This window comes from Marinobacter sp. NFXS9, from assembly GCF_040148665.1.
In the GTDB taxonomy this organism is placed as follows: Bacteria; Pseudomonadota; Gammaproteobacteria; order Pseudomonadales; family Oleiphilaceae; genus Marinobacter_A; species Marinobacter_A mangrovi.
Genome location: NZ_JAGDDW010000006.1, coordinates 276,820 through 295,218, shown reverse-complemented (window position 1 = coordinate 295,218; position 18,399 = coordinate 276,820). Strand labels below are relative to the sequence as shown.

18 protein-coding genes are annotated in these 18,399 nt (G+C 59.7%); 8 read left to right on the top strand and 10 right to left on the bottom strand.

The genetic code is table 11. The features are described from left to right. Positions 1-156: 156 nt before the first annotated feature. The 4 genes from J3364_RS12080 to J3364_RS12065 all read right to left on the bottom strand — a co-directional run bounded on the left by J3364_RS12080 (position 157) and on the right by J3364_RS12065 (position 2,038). A complete protein-coding gene (locus J3364_RS12080) occupies positions 157-459 on the bottom strand; it encodes an antibiotic biosynthesis monooxygenase family protein (protein ID WP_349558584.1) in 303 nt (100 codons plus the stop codon). 99 nt (positions 460-558) lie between these two features. Further along, entirely contained in the window at positions 559-855 is a 297-nt protein-coding gene (locus J3364_RS12075; RefSeq protein WP_349558583.1) for a hypothetical protein, read from the bottom strand. Positions 856-947: 92 nt separating this feature from the next. After that, positions 948-1,373: a hypothetical protein gene (locus J3364_RS12070; RefSeq protein ID WP_349558582.1), complete on the bottom strand. Its 426-nt coding sequence runs from the start codon at positions 1,371-1,373 to the stop codon at positions 948-950. Positions 1,374-1,501: 128 nt separating this feature from the next. Beyond that, entirely contained in the window at positions 1,502-2,038 is a 537-nt protein-coding gene (locus J3364_RS12065; protein ID WP_349558581.1) for a hypothetical protein, read from the bottom strand. A 403-nt stretch (positions 2,039-2,441) separates the two neighbouring features. Here J3364_RS12065 and J3364_RS12060 point away from each other — a divergent pair, with 403 nt between their 5' ends. Further along, positions 2,442-3,425 carry an integron integrase gene (locus J3364_RS12060; RefSeq protein WP_349558579.1) on the top strand — a complete coding sequence of 328 codons (984 nt, stop codon included), beginning with the start codon at positions 2,442-2,444 and terminating at the stop codon, positions 3,423-3,425. Between the two features lie 29 nt (positions 3,426-3,454). Here J3364_RS12060 and J3364_RS12055 read toward each other — a convergent pair whose 3' ends face one another. Beyond that, positions 3,455-4,048, bottom strand: coding sequence for an NADPH-dependent FMN reductase (locus J3364_RS12055; protein ID WP_349558578.1), 594 nt, complete (start codon positions 4,046-4,048; stop codon positions 3,455-3,457). Positions 4,049-4,274: 226 nt separating this feature from the next. On the opposite strand from J3364_RS12055, the gene J3364_RS12050 reads away from it, so the two are divergent. After that, entirely contained in the window at positions 4,275-5,591 is a 1,317-nt protein-coding gene (locus tag J3364_RS12050; protein ID WP_349558577.1) for a class I SAM-dependent methyltransferase, read from the top strand. Position 5,592: 1 nt separating this feature from the next. Beyond that, positions 5,593-6,723 carry an NAD(P)/FAD-dependent oxidoreductase gene (locus J3364_RS12045; protein WP_349558576.1) on the top strand — a complete coding sequence of 377 codons (1,131 nt, stop codon included), beginning with the start codon at positions 5,593-5,595 and terminating at the stop codon, positions 6,721-6,723. 186 nt (positions 6,724-6,909) lie between these two features. Here J3364_RS12045 and J3364_RS12040 read toward each other — a convergent pair whose 3' ends face one another. Beyond that, complete coding sequence (locus J3364_RS12040; RefSeq protein ID WP_349558575.1) at positions 6,910-8,835, bottom strand: choice-of-anchor I family protein; 1,926 nt, start codon at positions 8,833-8,835, stop codon at positions 6,910-6,912. 173 nt (positions 8,836-9,008) lie between these two features. Beyond that, positions 9,009-9,482 carry a Dps family protein gene (locus J3364_RS12035; RefSeq protein ID WP_349558574.1) on the bottom strand — a complete coding sequence of 158 codons (474 nt, stop codon included), beginning with the start codon at positions 9,480-9,482 and terminating at the stop codon, positions 9,009-9,011. A gap of 255 nt (positions 9,483-9,737) precedes the next feature. On the opposite strand from J3364_RS12035, the gene J3364_RS12030 reads away from it, so the two are divergent. Further along, positions 9,738-10,004 carry a DUF2061 domain-containing protein gene (locus tag J3364_RS12030; protein WP_349558573.1) on the top strand — a complete coding sequence of 89 codons (267 nt, stop codon included), beginning with the start codon at positions 9,738-9,740 and terminating at the stop codon, positions 10,002-10,004. A 69-nt stretch (positions 10,005-10,073) separates the two neighbouring features. Here J3364_RS12030 and J3364_RS12025 read toward each other — a convergent pair whose 3' ends face one another. After that, positions 10,074-11,516 carry a dihydrolipoyl dehydrogenase gene (locus J3364_RS12025; RefSeq protein ID WP_349558572.1) on the bottom strand — a complete coding sequence of 481 codons (1,443 nt, stop codon included), beginning with the start codon at positions 11,514-11,516 and terminating at the stop codon, positions 10,074-10,076. Positions 11,517-11,679: 163 nt separating this feature from the next. On the opposite strand from J3364_RS12025, the gene J3364_RS12020 reads away from it, so the two are divergent. Then, entirely contained in the window at positions 11,680-12,327 is a 648-nt protein-coding gene (locus tag J3364_RS12020) for a LysE family translocator (protein ID WP_349558570.1), read from the top strand. A 126-nt stretch (positions 12,328-12,453) separates the two neighbouring features. Further along, positions 12,454-14,391, top strand: coding sequence for a methyl-accepting chemotaxis protein (locus J3364_RS12015; protein WP_349558569.1), 1,938 nt, complete (start codon positions 12,454-12,456; stop codon positions 14,389-14,391). Between the two features lie 149 nt (positions 14,392-14,540). Here the strand turns inward: J3364_RS12015 and J3364_RS12010 are convergent, their stop codons facing one another. Continuing rightward, on the bottom strand, positions 14,541-15,620 hold the full coding sequence (locus J3364_RS12010) for a 3-deoxy-7-phosphoheptulonate synthase (protein ID WP_349558595.1): 1,080 nt from the start codon (positions 15,618-15,620) through the stop codon (positions 14,541-14,543). Between the two features lie 484 nt (positions 15,621-16,104). On the opposite strand from J3364_RS12010, the gene J3364_RS12005 reads away from it, so the two are divergent. Continuing rightward, positions 16,105-16,893, top strand: a complete 789-nt coding sequence (locus tag J3364_RS12005) for a secretin N-terminal domain-containing protein (protein ID WP_349558568.1) — start codon at positions 16,105-16,107, stop codon at positions 16,891-16,893. A gap of 7 nt (positions 16,894-16,900) precedes the next feature. On the opposite strand, the gene J3364_RS12000 is transcribed toward J3364_RS12005, so the two are convergent. Next, positions 16,901-17,404, bottom strand: a complete 504-nt coding sequence (locus J3364_RS12000) for a DnaJ domain-containing protein (protein WP_349558567.1) — start codon at positions 17,402-17,404, stop codon at positions 16,901-16,903. A gap of 120 nt (positions 17,405-17,524) precedes the next feature. Here J3364_RS12000 and J3364_RS11995 point away from each other — a divergent pair, with 120 nt between their 5' ends. Beyond that, positions 17,525-18,397, top strand: a complete 873-nt coding sequence (locus J3364_RS11995) for a prephenate dehydratase (RefSeq protein ID WP_349558566.1) — start codon at positions 17,525-17,527, stop codon at positions 18,395-18,397. The last annotated feature ends 2 nt before the right edge of the window (positions 18,398-18,399 follow it).

Genomic DNA, 18,399 nt, shown 5'->3' with positions numbered 1-18,399 from the left:
TCCACCGCTTTGACTTTGAACTCAGTGCTGTACTGCTGGGTTTTCTTCCCTGTGATCATTTCTGGCATCGGTGTGCTCCTGTTTCGGAGTTATCGATGCGTGTCCACTCGACTGGGGGAAGTCCACGGTCCCGTTGATGCACTGGTTAAAAGCAGGCTAGAGGGCTGCCTCATAGTGATGTACCGAATCCTCAAACCGACTTAGGATTTGCCTGACCTCATCAGGCACCACTGCCTGATTGAAATGGTCACCTGCAAATTGCTTTACCGCCTCCATGGATTCAAACCAAAAAATGGTGGTGAACTCTACTTCACCTTCATCTTCTCTTTTCAGCAAATTGGTTTTGATGTACCCATCTACACCACGAGTAACCCGAGGAAGTATCTTTTCAATAAAGAGCTTTTCGTACTCTTGAGCTTTCTCTGTAGTGGCCCATCCTCTCCAAATCCTTGCTATCACTTTCTTCTTTTCCCTTTGTCTTTTAACGCCAGCAATAAACGGCGCCCTGAAAAGGGCGTCCGGTGGAGGCCGAAGGCCGGAACGAATTTAATTGCCTTGTTAAATGGAGGACCACAACGCACCAACTAAAAGAAAAATGATGATAGCAAGCTGAATCCAATTGGCTTTGCGTTGCTCCGCTCTGGCCTGCGCGGTGTCGGTAACACCTTCCTGATGGTCCAATCCACCCGGCTGAAGATCCTCATTGAAAATAACTAAACCGTTTACCAATAGAGCCACCATTGCGAGCAAAGTCGCAGTTAGCCAATAGAACCCGGTGGCGTATTGGATGCCCACTCCAACAGCCGCGCATACAGTGGTCATTATGGCCGCAGGCTTTAGGTCGAATGTTTTCATAGGTATATACATTTAACGCCCACATAAAAGGCCGAGCGACAGCGAGGTCCAGCGTAACGTAGTGGAGCGATTTTTGATGTGCTTGTTATATTTCATTGCGCAGACTTAATTTCTTTCAGGACCTCTTGCTCATAAGGCTGGGTGGCACAACCATTCATAGAGTTGTAGGCCGCCTTATCACCGCTGTTCGTGGCGAAGACAATATACCTTTCTCCACTCTCCAAATAGGGATCTACGCAATAGCACCCATCACCAGCAAAGACTGTAGTGATATTTGCCTCATTGCCTTTTATAAGCTCTTCAATTTTAAAGGTGGCAACCTTTGACCCACATTGCTTGCCTTGTTCGGCAGTCCAGCAAATACCTGCTTTATTTTTAATGGACTTTCGGTCGATCACGGTGCCAACAAATACTATATCTGCATGCTTGAGATAGAATTTCGCGTCGTTGCACGAAACCTCCATAGCTTGGGTGCTTATTGAAAAAAGAAGAACAAACACTGGAATAAGATACTTCACTGTGACTCTCCGGAAATATAACGCCTGGGCTCAGCGGCCGATTTGGAGGCGCACCGCGCCGGAAAAGCGGTCCGCTGCAGCCCCTTGTTGGGCGCTGGTTCCAAATTCCTAGTGACGCTACCCATAGATCAGAGGCCTGGAATATTCAAAATTGCAAATATAAGGAATGCCACAATACCAACTATAAAAAAACCGAAGCCGCAGCCCATGAGTGCCCCAACGATGAATGGTCCACTCAATCTTGGCGGAAACATTTCCAGGCGATCAACGATTTTGAAAAGCGATCCTAAGGGGAATGCAATAATACTGGCTGCCAAAAAACCCCATGCACCGACAAGCCAATAAATTGCCTTCGGTTCCGCCGGTATGAGGCTGGAGCTGAATGTGGCAGTTAAACCCAAAAAGGCTGTTGACGTTGTTAGAACTACATTTGCCAGATTCTTAAAATCACTATCTATCTCTCGCATCATATCTTCGAGATCGTTAGTCTGCGCCTCTATATCGCGCATTTCCTGAACATCTTCCTTTGCGAGAGCCTCCAATTCTTCCAGTTTGTTCGGGTCGTGCTCAATGAACTGGGCTTCCCGAACCTCGTGCTGTCTCTTTTCTAGTCGCTCTCTTAACGCGGCAGTCCTTTGCTTCACTTCCTTCAGTTTTGATTCCAAAGCTGCACCTTATTCCTCTGGGATTTCCGACATGTGGGCAAGCCGCCCAACAGCTAATTCAACGTCATTTGACATATATCCCCCAGACGTATAACTCCGCTGGGCCATACTGCCCTATGTCGAAAAAGACTAGCCCTTTCATAAAGATAAAGCCAACGTTCGCTCCTGGATTGGTGGAGTTTTTCATCATTTGATGGATAACTCCAAATTTCCGACGATGTTGGTCACCGATATAGCAACCCAAAAAACCAAATGAAATCATGGCCATGGAAAATAGGCATCATTCTGTGGAGCGGACTTTTCGATCACTTTGACGCTGAACTCCAGTCGGACGGCACCATTGACGAGCACCTCGCTGACAAATACTGTATATATAAACAGCTATTGAATGGATGCATATGTCATGGATGTTCCACCTCCTGTGCCGGCGAAGCCCATGCGCTTTATGGATCAGCTGCGTGTCACGATTCGTTCCCGGAATCTCGCTTACAAGACTGAAAAAACCTATCTCCACTGGGTCCGTCGATATATTCATTTTCATGACCGAATCCATCCAGCCAAACTAGGCGCCTTAGACGTTGAACGGTTCCTTTCGCATCTTGCCGTCGATAGAGACAGCAGTGTCAGCACGCAGAAGACTGCGCTGAATGCCCTTGTTTTTCTATACACCCATCACTTGAATCAGCCACTCGGAGATCTGCAGTTCGAATCAGCGAGCCGGGCAAAACGCCTGCCCACCGTTTTCTCCCATGAGGAAGTGGTGGCCGTTCTGGCCTGCTTGGAGGAGACTAATGCCCTGGTCGCAAAACTCATGTACGGAACGGGTTTGAGGATCAATGAAGCGCTGCGGCTGCGCATCAAGGATGTGGATTTCAGCATGCAGCAGATCGTTGTCCGAAACGGAAAGGGAAACAAAGACCGTGTAACTTTGCTGCCCCAGACCCTCACGGAACCACTACGTAGTCAGAAGGCCTTCGTGGAGGCGCAACATCATCGCGATCTGCTGAGCGGGTTTGGCGAGGTTTACATGCCAGCGGCCCTGGCGAGGAAATATCCGAGTGCTGCGCGCGAGTTGGCATGGCAATACCTGTTCCCCGCACAAAGGATATCGGTCGATCCCCGAAGTGGCATAAAACGTCGGCATCACATACAGGATCAGGTGGTACAACGAGCCATCCGAAGGGCAATTCAAACAGCGGGCATCCATAAGCAAGCCAACAGTCACGTCCTCCGCCACAGCTTCGCGACTCGCCTGCTCGAAGCCGGCTATGACATCCGCACCATTCAAAAGCTGCTGGGTCACTCCGATGTGAGGACCACGGAGATTTACACGCACGTGGTCAGGCAGGGTGGCTTTGGCGTGCGTAGCCCCGTTGACGTGGGCTGATGTCAACGGGATTGTGAAGGGATTGCCGGCTACCCTTCAGCCTTCCCAATAGCGCCGGCCGTCCGAGCCAATTCATCCATCACACCATCCAGCTTCTTCTGCCACTCGGCGTCCCTGAACTCGCCGTTGCCGTCGAACGCGTCGCCGGCTTTGACGATGGCCAGTTGGCTGGGAATGACCTGCACGCCGATGTTACCCAGCATCATTCGCAGCGGCACCAGGCCGCGCAGCCCGCCGAGGGCGCCCGGCGATGCCGCGACCAAGCCGGCAACTTTGCCGCGGAAGGCAACCAGTCCCGGCACGTCGCCGTCCGGGCGGCTGACCCAGTGCAGGGTGTTGATCAGCAGCGGGCTGAGGGTGCTGTTGTATTCCGGTGAGGCGATGCAGAAGCCGTGGTGGCTGGCGAACAGTTGCCTCAGGTCACGAACGTCCTGCGGAATCCCTTTTTCCTGCTCCAGGTCCCCGTTATAGATCGGAATATTGTAGTGGGAGAGGTTGACGCGGGTAACGTCGATGTCGCCCCGTTTTTCCGCCGTGCGGGCCGCCGCTTCGGCAAGTTGGGCATTGAAAGAACCGGTCCGCGTGCTGCCGGCCATGAACAGGAGTCGGGTGTTCTGGGTCATGAGGGTCTCCTTGACGAGGTTCGGTAACATCCTAAACAGTATAGGGATATGGTGGGTCTATAAGGGTGATAGTAACCCGGGCTTGACGCGCATCAGTGACATTAAGTGGCTAATTTCTATACTGGGAGAGCATAATCACAAAAACGTGACAGTGTATTTCTTGAGACAACATGGCGAAGTGATTGGGGACCTCGAAGTGAGGGCTTAAATTTTCAGGGAGAGCACCATGGCGTATCAGAACACCGAAACCCGGAGCGACTCGACGAGTGAGTCGCAAACCGACAATGCCCTGTCCATTCCCATGGGCGAGTACGAAACCCATCGGGCACCGTACTTCTGGGAACGCAAACTACTGACCAAGCTGATGGAGTTTGCGGGCGGGCCGCCGGTGCAGTTCGAGCTCTGGGACGGCTCCCAGGTTCGACTCGATGATACCTGCCCCCGTTTTACCCTGGGCCTCACCGATCCCAAAGCCCTCTACCACCTGGTGGCCAACCCCAATCTCGCCTTCGGCGATCTCTACAGCGCTGGCCGTCTGACGGTATCCGGCGACCTGACGGAACTGCTCACGACACTCTACCGCGCCACCCACAATGCCCGCCAGAAATGGCCAGCCTGGCTGGAGAAGCTCTGGGCCAACCACGCGCCCCGCTCCACCGACCTGACCGAAGCCCGCCAGAACATCCATCACCACTACGACCTGGGCAACGCCTTCTACCGCCTTTGGCTGGATACGGCGGAGATGCAATACACCTGCGCCTATTACGAAAGCCCGGATCTCACCCTGGAGCAGGCCCAGCTGGCCAAGCTGGAACACGTCTGCCGCAAGCTCCAGCTCAAGCCCGGCCAGACGGTGGTGGAGGCGGGTTGCGGCTGGGGCGGCCTGGCCCGCTACATGGCCCGCAACTACGGCGTGAAGGTCCACGCCTACAACATCTCCAAGGAACAGCTCGCCTTTGCCCGGGAAGAGGCCAAAAGACAGCAGCTGGACCATCTAATTGAGTATGTCGAAGACGACTACCGCAACATCAGCGGCCAGTACGATGCCTTCGTCTCGGTCGGCATGCTGGAGCACGTGGGCACCAGCCATTACAGCGCCATGGCCGCGGTGATCAAGCGCGCCCTCAAGCCGAACGGCCTGGCCCTGCTCCACAGCATCGGCCGCAACCGGCCCATGAAGATGAACGCCTGGATCGAGAAGCGCATCTTCCCCGGCGCCTACCCGCCCAGCATCGGCGAGTTCATGAGCATCTGCGAGGAAGGCGCGTTCTCGGTGCTGGACGTGGAAAACCTGCGCCTGCATTACGCCCGCACACTGGAGCACTGGAAGGAGCGCTTCGAAGACCATGTGGACGAGGTGATCGCGATGTACGACGAGCATTTTGCCCGGGCCTGGCGCATGTACCTGTCCGGCTCGATCGCCGCCTTTGAGGCCAGCTCGCTGCAGCTGTTCCAGGTGGTCTTCAGCCACGGCGAGAACAACACGGTTCCGCGCAATCGCAAACACCTCTATGAATCACCGGCTGCACCGGAGTCTGTCTGACATGGAACATTATGACGTGATGATCGTCGGCGGCGGCCCGGCCGGCTCGACTCTGGCCTGGGCGCTGCGCAACAGCGGCAAGCGCATCCTGATCCTGGACAAGGCCGAGTTCCCACGGGACAAGACCTGCGCCGGGTGGGTGACCCCCGCCGTTGCGGAGAGCCTGCAACTCGACCTGGACGATTACCGCCGGGAGCATGTGCTGCAACCGATCACCCGATTCCGGATCGGCATGATGGGCCAGCCGGCGGTGGACAACGACCACGGCGACGACCCGGTCAGTTACGGCATCCGCCGCTGCGAGTTCGACACCTATCTGCTGGACCGGGTGGAGAATGCCGACAAGGTTTTGAAGACCCCGGTCAAGGACATCCGCCGTGAGGGCGGCAACTGGATCATCAACGACACCTTCCAGGCGCCGCTGTTGGTGGGTGCGGGCGGGCATTTCTGCCCGGTGGCGCGCCAGTTGGGCGAGGGTCCCGGCAGCCACGAAACCGTGGTCGCCGCCAAGGAAGTGGAATTCGAGATGACGCCGGAACAGGCCGAGACCTGCGCCGCCAGCGGAGACCAGCCGGAGCTGTGGTTCTGTCGGGATCTGAAGGGCTACGCCTGGGTCTTCCGCAAGGGCAACTTCCTCAACATCGGTCTGGGCCGGGAGGACAACCACAAGCTCACCGATCACCTGGAGGCCTTCGTCCAGGAGATGAAGGACCAGGGCCGGATTCCCGCGGACCTGCCCGGCCGGTTTAAGGGCCATGCCTATTTGCTTTACGCGCACGCGGAAAGACCGCTGGTGGATGACGGCATGATGCTGATCGGCGACGCCGCCGGACTGGCCTATACGCAAAGTGGCGAGGGCATCCGCCCGGCGATCGAATCCGCCCTGCTGGCCGCCGAAACCATTCGCCGCGCACCGGACATGAGTGCCCAGAGTCTGCAACGCTACGGCGATGCCATTGCCGACCGCTTCGGCCGGCGCGCCATGCCGGATCAGGACGGCTGGCAGATGCCGGGCTGGGTGAAGACGTCTGTCGCCAGCGGGCTGATGCGGTCGCACTGGTTTACCCGCAAGGTGGTGACGGAGAAGTGGTTCCTGCATCAGAATGTGCCGCCGTTGAAGGTGGCGGTATAGGGCGCTCCGCTTTGGTGCTCAGGTAGGTTGGGCTGACGCAGGAAGCCCAACATGGCATGACACCAAACCTCGGATTGTTGGGCTTCCTGCGTCAGCCCAACCTACGGAAGCCAAACCGGGAAAATCGGTACACAGGAAACAAAAAAGAGGCCCGGCTGGGCCTCTTTTTATGTCCGCGGAACGCTTCTATTCCGCGTCTTCTTCCGTCACCTTGATGGTGTACAACGTGGTTGAACCACTCACTTCGTTGCCCACCGCCAGCATCGGTTCACCGGTGGGGCTGTCGTCGCCGCTGATGAAGTCGATGCACTCCGGCGCCAGGTCGCCGGCGGCATAGGCCGGTTGGTCGCCGTCGTCGATGTTGTCCTTGATCGGGTAGCTGAAGTCACGGTTGTTGAGGTACTGGACGAACTCGGGTGCTTCCGGGTTGCTCACGTCGTACACCATGATGCCGCCAACCCGCTCCAGGCCGATGAAGGCAAACGTCTGCTCACCGATCCGGCCCACGGCCATGGCTTCGGGCTCGGGGCCCTTGGCGTCGCTGCGGCTGTCGCCGGAGTCGTTCTCGTCGTTGTCGCTGTTGAAGTCCTCGCCCAACTGCTCGGCGGTGATGGTCTCGAAATCGCTGCCGCTGTCGGACACCAGGGCCCCTTCGCTGTCCCAGATCGAGAAGCTGCGGGCGCCGTAGATTTCGGCGGTGTCGAGGATGCCGTTGCCGTCGGTGTCTGAGGTCAGGCTGGTGGCCAGGCGACCGACGGTCGTCTTGTCGCCGAAGTCGGCGGTGGCCAGCTCGCCTTCGCGCGGGGCGTCCTCGAAGCGGATTTCTTCCACAAAGCCGTCGTATTCCCGGCTGTCGCCCTCATTGGCGGTGAAGTAGTAATCCTTGCCGCCAATCTGGATCGAGGCGATGGTGTCCGGCATGTAAAGGCCTTTCACCGGCCACTGCGCGATGTGGATGCCGTCGTCCTTGTCGGACGGGTCGAGGCCCACACCGTCGGCGTTGAAGTCCTTGGTGCCGAGCGCCACGATACGATCGACGCTGGCGTTGGCAATGTCGATGACGGCGAAGGCGTTGTTTTCCTGCAGGGTGACCCACGCCTGGGAGCCGTCCGGTGAGATGGCGATGTACTCCGGCTCCAGGTCCTCGGCGACGGTGGACTGGCCATCGTGCAGATAGACGGTCAGGCCAGCAGCGGTGGAATCGTCCACCTCGGAATCGCCGTCAAAATCCGTGGTCAGCGTCAGGATCTTATTGGCCGTGTCAACAGAGGCTACCTGGTACGGCAGTGGATCGCCTTCTTCCGAGGCCAACGTCAGCCAGTCGTTGGCGCTGACACCCGAGATATCCTCGTTGACGGTCAGGGTGGCCGGATCGGTATCCCCGTAGGCCGTGACCGTCAGTTCGGTCCGACCGGCATTGCCGAAGATCCGAACACCTTCCGGCAGCTCGTCGGCACGGCTGTTGCCCACATTGAAATCGGTGAAGCCTACGGTCTGGGCTGTCGGGTTATCCGGATCGGTGACGTCGACGATGCTGACCGAGCCTTCCGGATCCACGCTGTAATCGTCGTTGGGTTCGCCTTCGTTGGCCACCAGCACTTTGGTGCCGTCGTGGTTGAAGGTGACCATGTCCGGCAGGCTGCCGACCTCGACCTGGCCGCGGAAATTGCGATCGGCGCTGTTGTAGATCTGTACGCGGCCGTGCTCGGTCTTGGTGTCGTGCTCAACCGCCACGGCGATCAGCCCGTTGGCAAACGTCACGCTGTTGATGTCGCCGGCATCGGCCCAGTTGGCGGACGCGTCGATCTGGTCGATCAACTGCGGGTTGGTGGGATCCTGCACGTCCACCACATCCACCCGTTTGGCGTCTGCGTTGGTGATGAACAGGGTGGTGGAATCCTTGTCGTAGGTGAGGATTTCCGCGGCGCCTTCGTCGAAGCCGTTGTCGTCGCTGGTGTAGCGACCGGTCTGCTCCAGCGCAATGCTGACGCGTGTGTCGGCGTCGTCACTGTCATCGTTGTTATCGTCGTTGTTGCAGGCCGTCAGCCCCAGTGTTGCGGCCAGGACGGCGCAGGCCAGCAGGCGCTTTTGGGTTTGCCATTCATTCGTCATTCTTTCTGTCCTTTTTCTTGGTGTGATCGAGCCCGAAATAGAAGATCACGCCTGACGCTAGACGCGACAGGTGACAGAGCCGTGAAGAATAAAAGTCAATCCCATGACAAGTGAATGACAAACAAAAAGGCCCCGGCATCGAGAATGCCGGGGCCTCTGGAGCCTGGCGCGTATTACTGGCCGAGGTAGCTGCGATACATCCAGACCGTTTTCTCCTGCTCGGAGATGTAGTCGCTCATCAGCGATACGGTGCCTTCGTCTTCGGCGTCGCCCGCCGTGCTCAGGATCTCGCGCTGTTTCTTGATCAGCGTGGCGAAGCTGTCGACGATCTGCCCGACCGCGGTCTTGCCGTCGCTGACGTCTTTGCGCTCTTCAACGCTGGAGCGCTCGATGTAGACGCTGTAGCTGTGCGCCGGACGATGGCCCAGCGTCAGAACGCGTTCGGCGATCTCGTCCACTTTCAGAAGCAGGTCGTCGTACAGCTCCTCGAACTTGGCGTGCAGCTCGAAGAAGTTGTCACCCTTGATGTTCCAGTGGTAGCCACGGACGTTCATGTAGAAGATCTGGTAGTTCGCCAGCAGTTCGTTCAGGTCACTGGCGAGCTGTTCGGTTTTTGCCGTATCAAGACCAATCAGGTTGGTGCTCATGAAAAACTCCTTTTATCAGCGGAAAGAAGAACGTGCTTACGCCCAAACTTGGCAAATAGTTTATGACTCAACAGGATAAGTTGGTGTCGATCTATCCAGTTTCAATCTATCTGACGACTTTGTCATATTGTGGAACATACCAATACGCTCACTCTAATAGCTCTCACCTATCAATAGATACAATACAATTTATTTAAAATCTATTCTCATTTCGATTTCAATAGAGAAATACGATCACGAACGATGGAGCTGATCATGCGTTTTCTCAAACTCCTGTTTCACAGTCATGGCCATGAAGGTGACCAGTCGCTGCTGAAGACGATGACCTTTGCCATCACCCACTTTACGGTGGCGTTCAGTGTGGCTTACGTGCTGACCGGAGACATTATCCTCGGCAGTCTGATCGCCATGGTGGAGCCCGCCATCAACACCGTGGCCTATTTCTTCCACGAGAAGCTCTGGGCGCGACGGGCCCGGCAGCGCCAGCACACGCGCAATCGCATGACGGCGACGACCGCCTGACTCCGTACCCGTTGCCCTTCCCCATTTGGCCCCGCTTCGAGCGGGGATTTTTTTGTCTTGATGAGCCCTCTAGGCCCCCGGCCCGCAATCCAGGCAGCGCTCACCCATTTTCGGTCCGATGCGGAGGGCGTGGTTCAGATCACTCAAGGCCGTGCGTATGCCTTCTTCGATCACCGGGTGGTAGAACGGCATGCCCAGCATCTGGCTGACCGTCATGCGCTGCTGCACCGCCCAGGCCAGCAGATGGCCGATGTGTTCCGCGGCTGGCCCGAACATTTCCGCTCCCAGGAACTGGCCGCTGCCATGCTCGCCATAAACCTTGAGCAAACCTCGGTTCTTGCCGATGACGCGGCTTCGCCCCTGGTCTTCGAAGGAGACCTGGCCTACGGCGTAGCCGTCACCGTAGTGTTGCTGCAGCTGATCACCGGTGACGCCGAGGCGGATGATCTGGGGATCGGTAAACACGATGGACAGCGGTGCCCGGCGCGAACCGGAGCGAATCTCGGGCCAGCGGCCCGCATTGTCGCCGGCCATCCGGCCCTCGTCGGTGGCCTCGTGGAGCAGCGGTGCGTCGGCGTTCACGTCGCCAGCCATAAAGACCGGCTGGTCGCCGCACTGCATCGAGTAGCGGTTGAATGTCGGGATGCCCCGATCGTCCAGCGCCAGCCCGGAGTTTTCGAGCGCCAGCGACGCCAGGTTGGGCCGCCGGCCGGTGGCCGCCAGCAGGTACTCGAAGGTTTCGGTCACCTCGCCCTGTTGCGGATCGATGAACGTGACGGCAACGCCCTCGTCAGTGCGGCGAACCTGCTTCACGTCGGCCGACGGATCCAACAGGAAAGCCTCACGGAAGGTGTCGAGCGCGCATTGGCGAATCGCATCGTCAGCAATGCCGCCGAGACCACCGCCTACGCCGAACAGTCGAATCCGCACGCCGAGTCGCGCCAGAGCCGCGCCCAGTTCCAGGCCGATCGCCCCCGGTCCGAACACGACCATGGACTCCGGCAGTGCTTCCAGCTCAAAGATCGTGTCGTTGGTCAGCAGCCGATCCCCCGCCGCCTGCAGGAACGCCGGCACATGGGGATGGGAGCCGGTGGCAATCACGATCCGCTCCGCCTCGACCTCGATGCGCTCGTCCACCACCAGGTGGCCCGGCGCCACAAACCTCGCCGTCCCGCGCAGGCGACTTTCCGGCGGGAACCGGTCGATGGCGTCCAGCACGGAACCCACGAAACCGTCACGCTCGGCACGGACCCGATCCATCACGGCGCGCCGGTCGATCGTCAGGTCGTTGACGTGCACTCCGAACAGATCCGCACGCCGCGCGGTGTGGGCCGCTTCGGCTGCGGCAATCAGCAATTTGCTGGGCATGCAGCCAATCCGTGCGCAGGTGGTGCCGTACGCCCCACCCTCGATGGCCAATACGCTATCCGTGTGCTTGCGGGCCGCCTTGTAGGCGACCATGCCCGCGGTACCCGTGCCGATGATGGCGACATCGACCTGTCGCTGTTCCATGGGAGACTCCTTCCGTCGAGTGAATATCCACCATAGGCGTCGTTTGTTGCCTCGTCACTGATCCGGGACAAGGCTGAGGTCGGTTTCACCGATCAGGGATGGCTTGACCCCACCCCGGCTTTTACCGATGCTTTCTTTTTTAATCTGATCAGCGAGTCCCGTCATGCTTGCCTACTGGCCCGAATTTCTCACCGTTGCCCTGATCCACCTGCTGGCTGTCGCCAGCCCGGGACCGGATTTCGCCGTCGTGCTGCGCCAGGCCCTGACCCAGAACCGGCGCAACGCGCTGCTCACGTCCGTCGGCGTTGGCCTGGGCATCCTGGTGCATGTGACCTACTCGCTGTTGGGCATCGGCCTGCTGATCCAGCAGTCGATCCTGCTGTTCAATATCCTCAAGGTCGTCGGCGCGCTCTACCTCACCTGGATCGCCCTGCAATGCCTGCGCTCAAAACCCGGCAACCTCAATGTGGAGACCATCCAGGGACCGCACCAATCTGGTGCAAAAGCATTCCGTCTTGGCTTCCTGACCAACGCCCTCAACCCCAAGGCCACCCTGTTCTTCGTGGCCCTGTTTTCGGTGGTGATCGACCATGCCACGCCGGTACCGGTGCAAGCCTTCTACGGCATCTACATGGCCGTCGCTACCGGCGCCTGGTTCTGCATCGTGGCCCTGTTCTTCACTCTGCCGGGCATCCGCCGGGGCTTTGCCCGCTTTGGCCACTGGGTAGACCGGCTGATGGGCGGTGCGCTTCTGGCCCTGGCCGGTCGTCTCGCCTTTTCTGCGGCCACTGGCACGGAAGCTGCTGAGTAGCCTCCACCGGTCGGAAACCGGAAACATCCGGCCGCTTTGAGCTACGCTTTAAGATCAGGGGGCCGTTGATGCGCTCCCGAGTCGCTCTGAAAGCCAGGGATGAACCACCAGCAGTAGAGGCCCTTTATGCTCGGCTTTTTCAAGAACGCGTTGCGCAGCCGGCTTGCGCTGCCCATTTTTGTCACACTCATCGTCATCGCGGTTGCCCAGGCCGTCATCGTAGCGGGCGTCACCAGCTTCAAGCTGAATGGGTTGGACCGGGCCATGTCCGGCGAGTTGCAACGGGCGCAGGCCACCGTGGGCGAGCGGCTGGATGAGAACCGCAAGCGCATTGATACGGTTGTGGCCAACATGGCCACTAATGTTCAGGGCCAACTGGAGCAGACCCTGACCCAGGACCTGAAATCGGAACAGGACCGGGTGGTCCAGCGTTTCCAGGATACGCTGGTGGATTCCAGCAAGACGGTCGCCCAGATCCTCGCGCAAATCGCGGCCCCGTACATCTGGGACAAGGACATTCCAACGCTCACCCGGTTTGTGGAGATGGCCCACGAAAACCCCAACGTCATCTTCGCCATCTACCTCGACCGGGACGGCAACCCGCTGACCCGCTACGTCGACCGCACCAACCCGGACGTGAAGCGACTGATCGACGCCAGCCCGATCCGCAGCTCCGTGCGCAGTGTGCTGGACTCTGCTCCCAAGGACGAAGGCACCCGCGTGATTACCACGCCGGTCACGTCCCAGGATCAGGAGATCGGCAAGCTGGTGCTCGGGGTGTCCAACGCCGCCATCAATGAAGAGACCCAGGCCCTGACGGATCGTTTCAACGCACTGACGAGATCCGCCACCGGGGCCACTGAATCCGCCATTCGCTCGGCGTCCTCCGGCATGAGTGAACCGTTGGAGAACGCCCTGGCGGCGGTCAGCAGTTCCTTCGACGAGACCGCTCGCAAACTGCAGGACACGACCCATGAGCAGGCGTCCACTCTGATCGGCACGGTGGTCCTGGTGCTGGTGATCAGCGCGCTGGTACTGATCCTGATCATCGGCCTGCTGATTGGCGCGCGGGTCATTCGCCGCCTCAACCTGCTGAAGGATGCCGCCGCCAACATTGCCGACGGCGAAGGCGACCTGACCCGTCGCGTGCCGGAGACCGGCAACGACGAAATGACCGACATGGCCCGCGCCCTGAACCGGTTTATCGGCCGCACCCAGGACACCATCCGCGAGGTGAACGACGCGGTGGCCGACACCCGCGACCAGGTCAGCCAGTTGACCGGGGCCGCCGGAGATGCGGACAGCGCTTCCCAGAATCAGCGGGCGGAGCTCGAACAGCTCACGTCCGCCATGCAGGAAATGGGCGCCTCGATCCAGCAGGTGGCCGAGAGCATGCAGTTGGCCAACAGCCATGTGGACACCATCAAGGGCGACATGACCCGCAACCGGCAGATTACCCAGCAGGTCAACGCCCAACTCAACGGCTTGCTGGAAAAAGTGGCGGATACGGCGGAAGTCATCAACAACCTGGACAGCCGCAGCCAGGAAATCGGCTCGGTGCTGGACGTGATTGCCGGCATCGCCGAGCAGACCAACCTGCTGGCCCTGAACGCCGCCATCGAAGCGGCCCGGGCGGGTGAAAGCGGTCGCGGCTTTGCGGTGGTGGCGGATGAGGTTCGCAGTCTGGCCCGTCGCACCCAGTCGTCCACCGAGGAAATCCGACACAGCATCGAATCCCTGCAGGATGGCAGTCGCAATGCGGTCACCGCCATCGAGAGCGCGTCGAAGCTGGCCCAGGAAGGCCAACAGAGCTTTACCGAATCCGATGCCCTGATGGGCAACATCGACACCGCCACTGCGCAACTGTTCGACATGAGCAGCGAAGTGGCGTCCATGGCCGAGCAGCAGAGTTCCGTATCGGACGAGGTGAACCGCAATGCAGTGAACATCAGCGAGGCGGCCGAGCACGCGAGTGAGTCGGTGTCGCAGGCGTCGAACGTGGCGCGCGAGCTGGATGCGTCGATGCAGCGGTTGGCTGAGACGGTTGGGCGGTTTAGGGTATAAGGAAAGGCGGTGAGTTTCGCGTGCCTTTCCCCCTCTCCCCAACCCTCTCCCGCCAGGGGAGAGGGAGTTTTCCTCCAGTTCGCTTCATAAGCTCCCCTCGCCCCTGGCGGGAGAGGGGCCGGGGGAGAGGGGGAAGACTCTAACTGCCATCAAGGATTCCGCCCGGTCGCCGCCAGCGCCTTCAGCAGCGTCTCCGTCTGCGCCCAGCCAATGCACGGATCCGTGATCGACTGCCCATAGACCAGTTCCTCACCGTCGTTCTGGCGCCCTTCTTCCAGGAAACTCTCCAGCATCAGCGCGCGGATGTCGGTATTGCCGGCACAACGTTGGGCCATCACGTGGTGGGCAATATCCAACTGACGTTCAGCCTGCTTGCAGGCGTTGTCGTGACTGCAGTCAACCATCACCGCCGGGCTGACGCCGGCGGCCCGCAGGGTCGCGGTCGCCTCGGCGATGCTCTCGGGATCGTAGTTGGTGATGCCCCGGCCGCCGCGCAGGACCAGGTGCACGTCCGGGTTGCCGGCGGTGGCAATCATGGCGGGATGCCCGTCGGCGTCACTGCCCAGCCGATGATGGGCGTGGGCGGCGGATTTCATGGCGTTGACGGCCATGCCGACGCTGCCGTCGGTGCCGTTCTTGAAGCCCACCGGCATCGGCAGGCCGCTGGCCATTTCCCGGTGCAGTTGGGATTCGGTGGTCCGGGCGCCGATGGCGGTCCAGCTCACCAGGTCTTCCAGGTAGCTGAAACCGACCGGATTCAGGGCTTCGGTGGCCAGCGGCAGACCCAGCCGAGCCAGGTTGAGCATCAACCGGCGGGACCGTACCAGCCCCTGGGCCAGATTCCCTTCGCCGTTGCGTTCGGGATCGTACATCAGGCCTTTCCAGCCGACAGTGGTGCGGGGCTTTTCCACGTAGGCCCGCATCACCAGGACGAACTGGTCGGCCACCTCGTCCGCCAGTTTGGCCAGCCGTTCGCCGTATTCCAGGGCGGCCACTTCGTCGTGTACGGAACAGGGGCCGATGACCAGTAGCAGGCGCGGATCGGTGCCCTCGAGCACACGGCGGACGGTATCACGGTGTTCGGCAATTTGGCGGGCGAGATCTGCATCCAGCGGCAGTTCCTGACGCAGCTGCGTCGGGGTGGGCAGTTTGACGACGGTGTTGGTGGCGCTGTCCGGGAGGACGGTCGATCGTTCTGTGGTTTCGTGGGTTGAAAGCTGCATATTCATCATGAGTACTCCGGTTAAATCGAATCAGTTGGCAATCGGTCAAGGCGCTTGAGACCCGGTGGGCTGACGTTCAATAACGCCAGCCGCCGATAAATCGCCAACCGGTCCGGCCGGAGAGCCGTCGGCTGCAAGGAAGCTGGTTTTCGGGTTGAGCTTCGCTACTCATGGTTGTGTCCTTTCACTCGTTTTCAGTTCCGAAATCAAAAAGCCCCGATGGCTGGCTGCCGATCGGGGCTTTTTAGTCCGGTGGCAGCCTGGGTTTTCGCCGGGCCGCCTTCCTGAATTCTGTGAAGGTTTTTACGCGTGGCCCGACCTCTGGCTAAAGTAAAAGCCATAGGCAAACCACCAAAAATACACGGACGCAGAGACGCCTGCAGGAGTACCCGCAGTCGCTACAGAGTTAAATTGACAGACGTCGCGTGAAATATTCATGCTCAGCATCATAGCGCAGTTCGCCTGTATTGCAACTACCGGAGATCACTTAATGACCAGAGACGGCTTATTCACCCGCGGCGTCATCACGCTGCTGTTCCTGCTGATGGCCCAGGCGGCGCTGGCCGCACCCCAGGTGCGCACCTTTTCACTGAATAACCGTCCGGCCCAGGATGTCGCGGCGCAACTCCGCCAGCTCTATCCCGGCGACCAGATCAACATCACCGCTCAAGGCCAGCAGATGGTGGTGCGGGCCGAGCCGCAGATTCTCGATGAGGTGCAACAACTGATCGGCACCATGGACGTCGCGCCGGCCCAGTTGCGCATTACCGTGCGCAGCGGTCATGGCGGCAGCAGCCAGTCCCAGGGCGGAGGGGTGACCATCAACAACGGCAACGTCACGGTGCAGGGGCAGAGCAAGACGATCACCACCCGCCGTAATCAGGAGCAGACGCTCGTGGTGCAGGACGGCCAGTCCGCCCACATCAAGTCCGGCCAGGTCCGCGCCCTGCCGGTGGCGATCCAGGGCGGCCGGGACCCGGCGGCCATCCTCAAGCAGGTGGACATCAGCAGCGGGTTCCTGATCACCCCGCAGGTGATTTCCGACCAGCAGGTGCAGGTGCAGATCACCGCCTTCGACAACACGCCGCAGGGGGATCTGCCCCAGGGGTATGAGACCGAAGCGGTGGTTACCATCCGTCGGGTGAATCCGGGCCAGTGGTTCCAGTTGGGCGGCACCGAGAGCAGGCAGGCGGGCAACCAGTCCGGCATTACCCATGAAGTGCGCGGCAAGAGCCATCAGTCGCAGCAGTTCGATGTGAAGGTGGACGTGCTGCAGTAAACGTGGCTCAGCGCTTGCCGCCGAGCAGCACGCTCTTGGCTTCGTTGATCTGGGCGGCGAGGTAGTCGTTACCGCCCCGGTCCGGGTGCACTTTCTGGATCAGGCGGCGATGGGCGGCGACGATCTCATCCCGGCTGGCGTTCGCGTCCACACCCAGGATCTCCCGCGCCTGGGCGACCGACATTCCCGCCTGCTCCGGTGCCCGTTGTTGTCCACCCGCCTGCTGTTGCCCACTGGTTTTCTGGCCCTTGTACTGGCTGTACAGCCGGTTCACCAGCGGCAGGTATTTGAACAGGGCCGGCAGTTTCCGCAGGAACGGAATCAGGGCCGCCACGCCGGCCACCAGCACCTGGACCCGACCGGTCAGCACCATGAACAGCATCAGCAGGGCAAAGCCGCCGGCCACGCCGCGAAACAGGTAGGCTTTGCGCTTCTCTTCCGGCAACTCGGACCAGCCGCGCAGAATATAGAACAGGGCAACAGCCAGGATGATTCCCAGGATCCAGTGCATGGATCGCGTTCTCCAACAACGATGGCAATCCAGTATGATGGTGGAGCATAACAGTTTTCTTAAACAGCCTCCGCGGTGTCGAGAGGTTGTTCGGGACGCGTTTCAAAAAGGATATTGTCGATGACCGCCGAATTACCCGCCAATGCCGCGATCGCTTTCCAGGGCCATCGGGGCGCCTATTCCCACCTGGCTTGCCAGAAGGTATTCCCGGACCAGCCCGTGCAGCCCTGCACGAGTTTTGTGGACGCGATGCGGGCGGTGGAGACCGGCATGGCGGCAAGGGCCATGATTCCGCTGGAGAATTCCACCGCCGGCCGGGTGGAGGAAATCTATCGCCTGATTCCGGAGATGAAACTGCATCTGGTGGGCGAGCACTTCGAGCCGGTCAATCACTGTCTGATGGCGCTGCCCGGTACCGGTATCGAGGATCTGAAAACGGTCTCGTCGCACCCGCAGGCGTTGGCCCAATGCACCCATCACATTGAAAACCTGGGACTGCAGGCCGAGGCCATGCTGGACACCGCCGGTGCGGCCCTGTCGGTCAGCAATGGCGGGGATAGCAGCCGGGCGGCGATCGCCTCGAGCCTGGCGGCCGAACTCTACGGCCTGGACATTCTCGACAACCAGTTCCAGGACGTCCTCGGCAATACGACGCGGTTCATTATCCTGTCCGGCGAAGAAGTCCGCCCCACCTTCGATCCGAAGAGGGCCTACATCACCTCCCTCATTTTCCGGGTACGCAACATTCCCGCCGCGCTTTACAAGGCCCTGGGGGGCTTTGCCACCAACGGCGTGAACATGGTGAAGCTGGAGAGCTATATCATCGGCACCAGCCTCAGCGCCAGCCAGTTCCATATGGACATTGAAGGCCATGTGGACCAACGCCCGTTGCAGCTGGCCATTGAGGAGCTGGGCTTTTTCGCCGAGGACTTACGTATCCTGGGTACCTATGAGGCCCACCCGTTCCGCGCCAGCCGCCAGTTCCGGGACTGACG

Excerpts from the sequence above, each read along its gene's own strand:
- J3364_RS12075 (WP_349558583.1), bottom strand. The coding sequence starts at position 855 with ATGAAAACATTCGACCTAAAGCCTGCGGCCATAATGACCACTGTATGC.
- J3364_RS12060 (WP_349558579.1), top strand. The coding sequence starts at position 2,442 with ATGGATGTTCCACCTCCTGTGCCGGCGAAGCCCATGCGCTTTATGGAT.
- J3364_RS12055 (WP_349558578.1), bottom strand. The coding sequence starts at position 4,048 with ATGACCCAGAACACCCGACTCCTGTTCATGGCCGGCAGCACGCGGACC.
- J3364_RS12050 (WP_349558577.1), top strand. The coding sequence starts at position 4,275 with ATGGCGTATCAGAACACCGAAACCCGGAGCGACTCGACGAGTGAGTCG.
- J3364_RS12045 (WP_349558576.1), top strand. The coding sequence starts at position 5,593 with ATGGAACATTATGACGTGATGATCGTCGGCGGCGGCCCGGCCGGCTCG.
- J3364_RS12040 (WP_349558575.1), bottom strand. The coding sequence starts at position 8,835 with ATGACGAATGAATGGCAAACCCAAAAGCGCCTGCTGGCCTGCGCCGTC.
- J3364_RS12035 (WP_349558574.1), bottom strand. The coding sequence starts at position 9,482 with ATGAGCACCAACCTGATTGGTCTTGATACGGCAAAAACCGAACAGCTC.
- J3364_RS12030 (WP_349558573.1), top strand. The coding sequence starts at position 9,738 with ATGCGTTTTCTCAAACTCCTGTTTCACAGTCATGGCCATGAAGGTGAC.
- J3364_RS12025 (WP_349558572.1), bottom strand. The coding sequence starts at position 11,516 with ATGGAACAGCGACAGGTCGATGTCGCCATCATCGGCACGGGTACCGCG.
- J3364_RS12020 (WP_349558570.1), top strand. The coding sequence starts at position 11,680 with ATGCTTGCCTACTGGCCCGAATTTCTCACCGTTGCCCTGATCCACCTG.
- J3364_RS12015 (WP_349558569.1), top strand. The coding sequence starts at position 12,454 with ATGCTCGGCTTTTTCAAGAACGCGTTGCGCAGCCGGCTTGCGCTGCCC.
- J3364_RS12010 (WP_349558595.1), bottom strand. The coding sequence starts at position 15,620 with ATGAATATGCAGCTTTCAACCCACGAAACCACAGAACGATCGACCGTC.
- J3364_RS12005 (WP_349558568.1), top strand. The coding sequence starts at position 16,105 with ATGACCAGAGACGGCTTATTCACCCGCGGCGTCATCACGCTGCTGTTC.
- J3364_RS12000 (WP_349558567.1), bottom strand. The coding sequence starts at position 17,404 with ATGCACTGGATCCTGGGAATCATCCTGGCTGTTGCCCTGTTCTATATT.
- J3364_RS11995 (WP_349558566.1), top strand. The coding sequence starts at position 17,525 with ATGACCGCCGAATTACCCGCCAATGCCGCGATCGCTTTCCAGGGCCAT.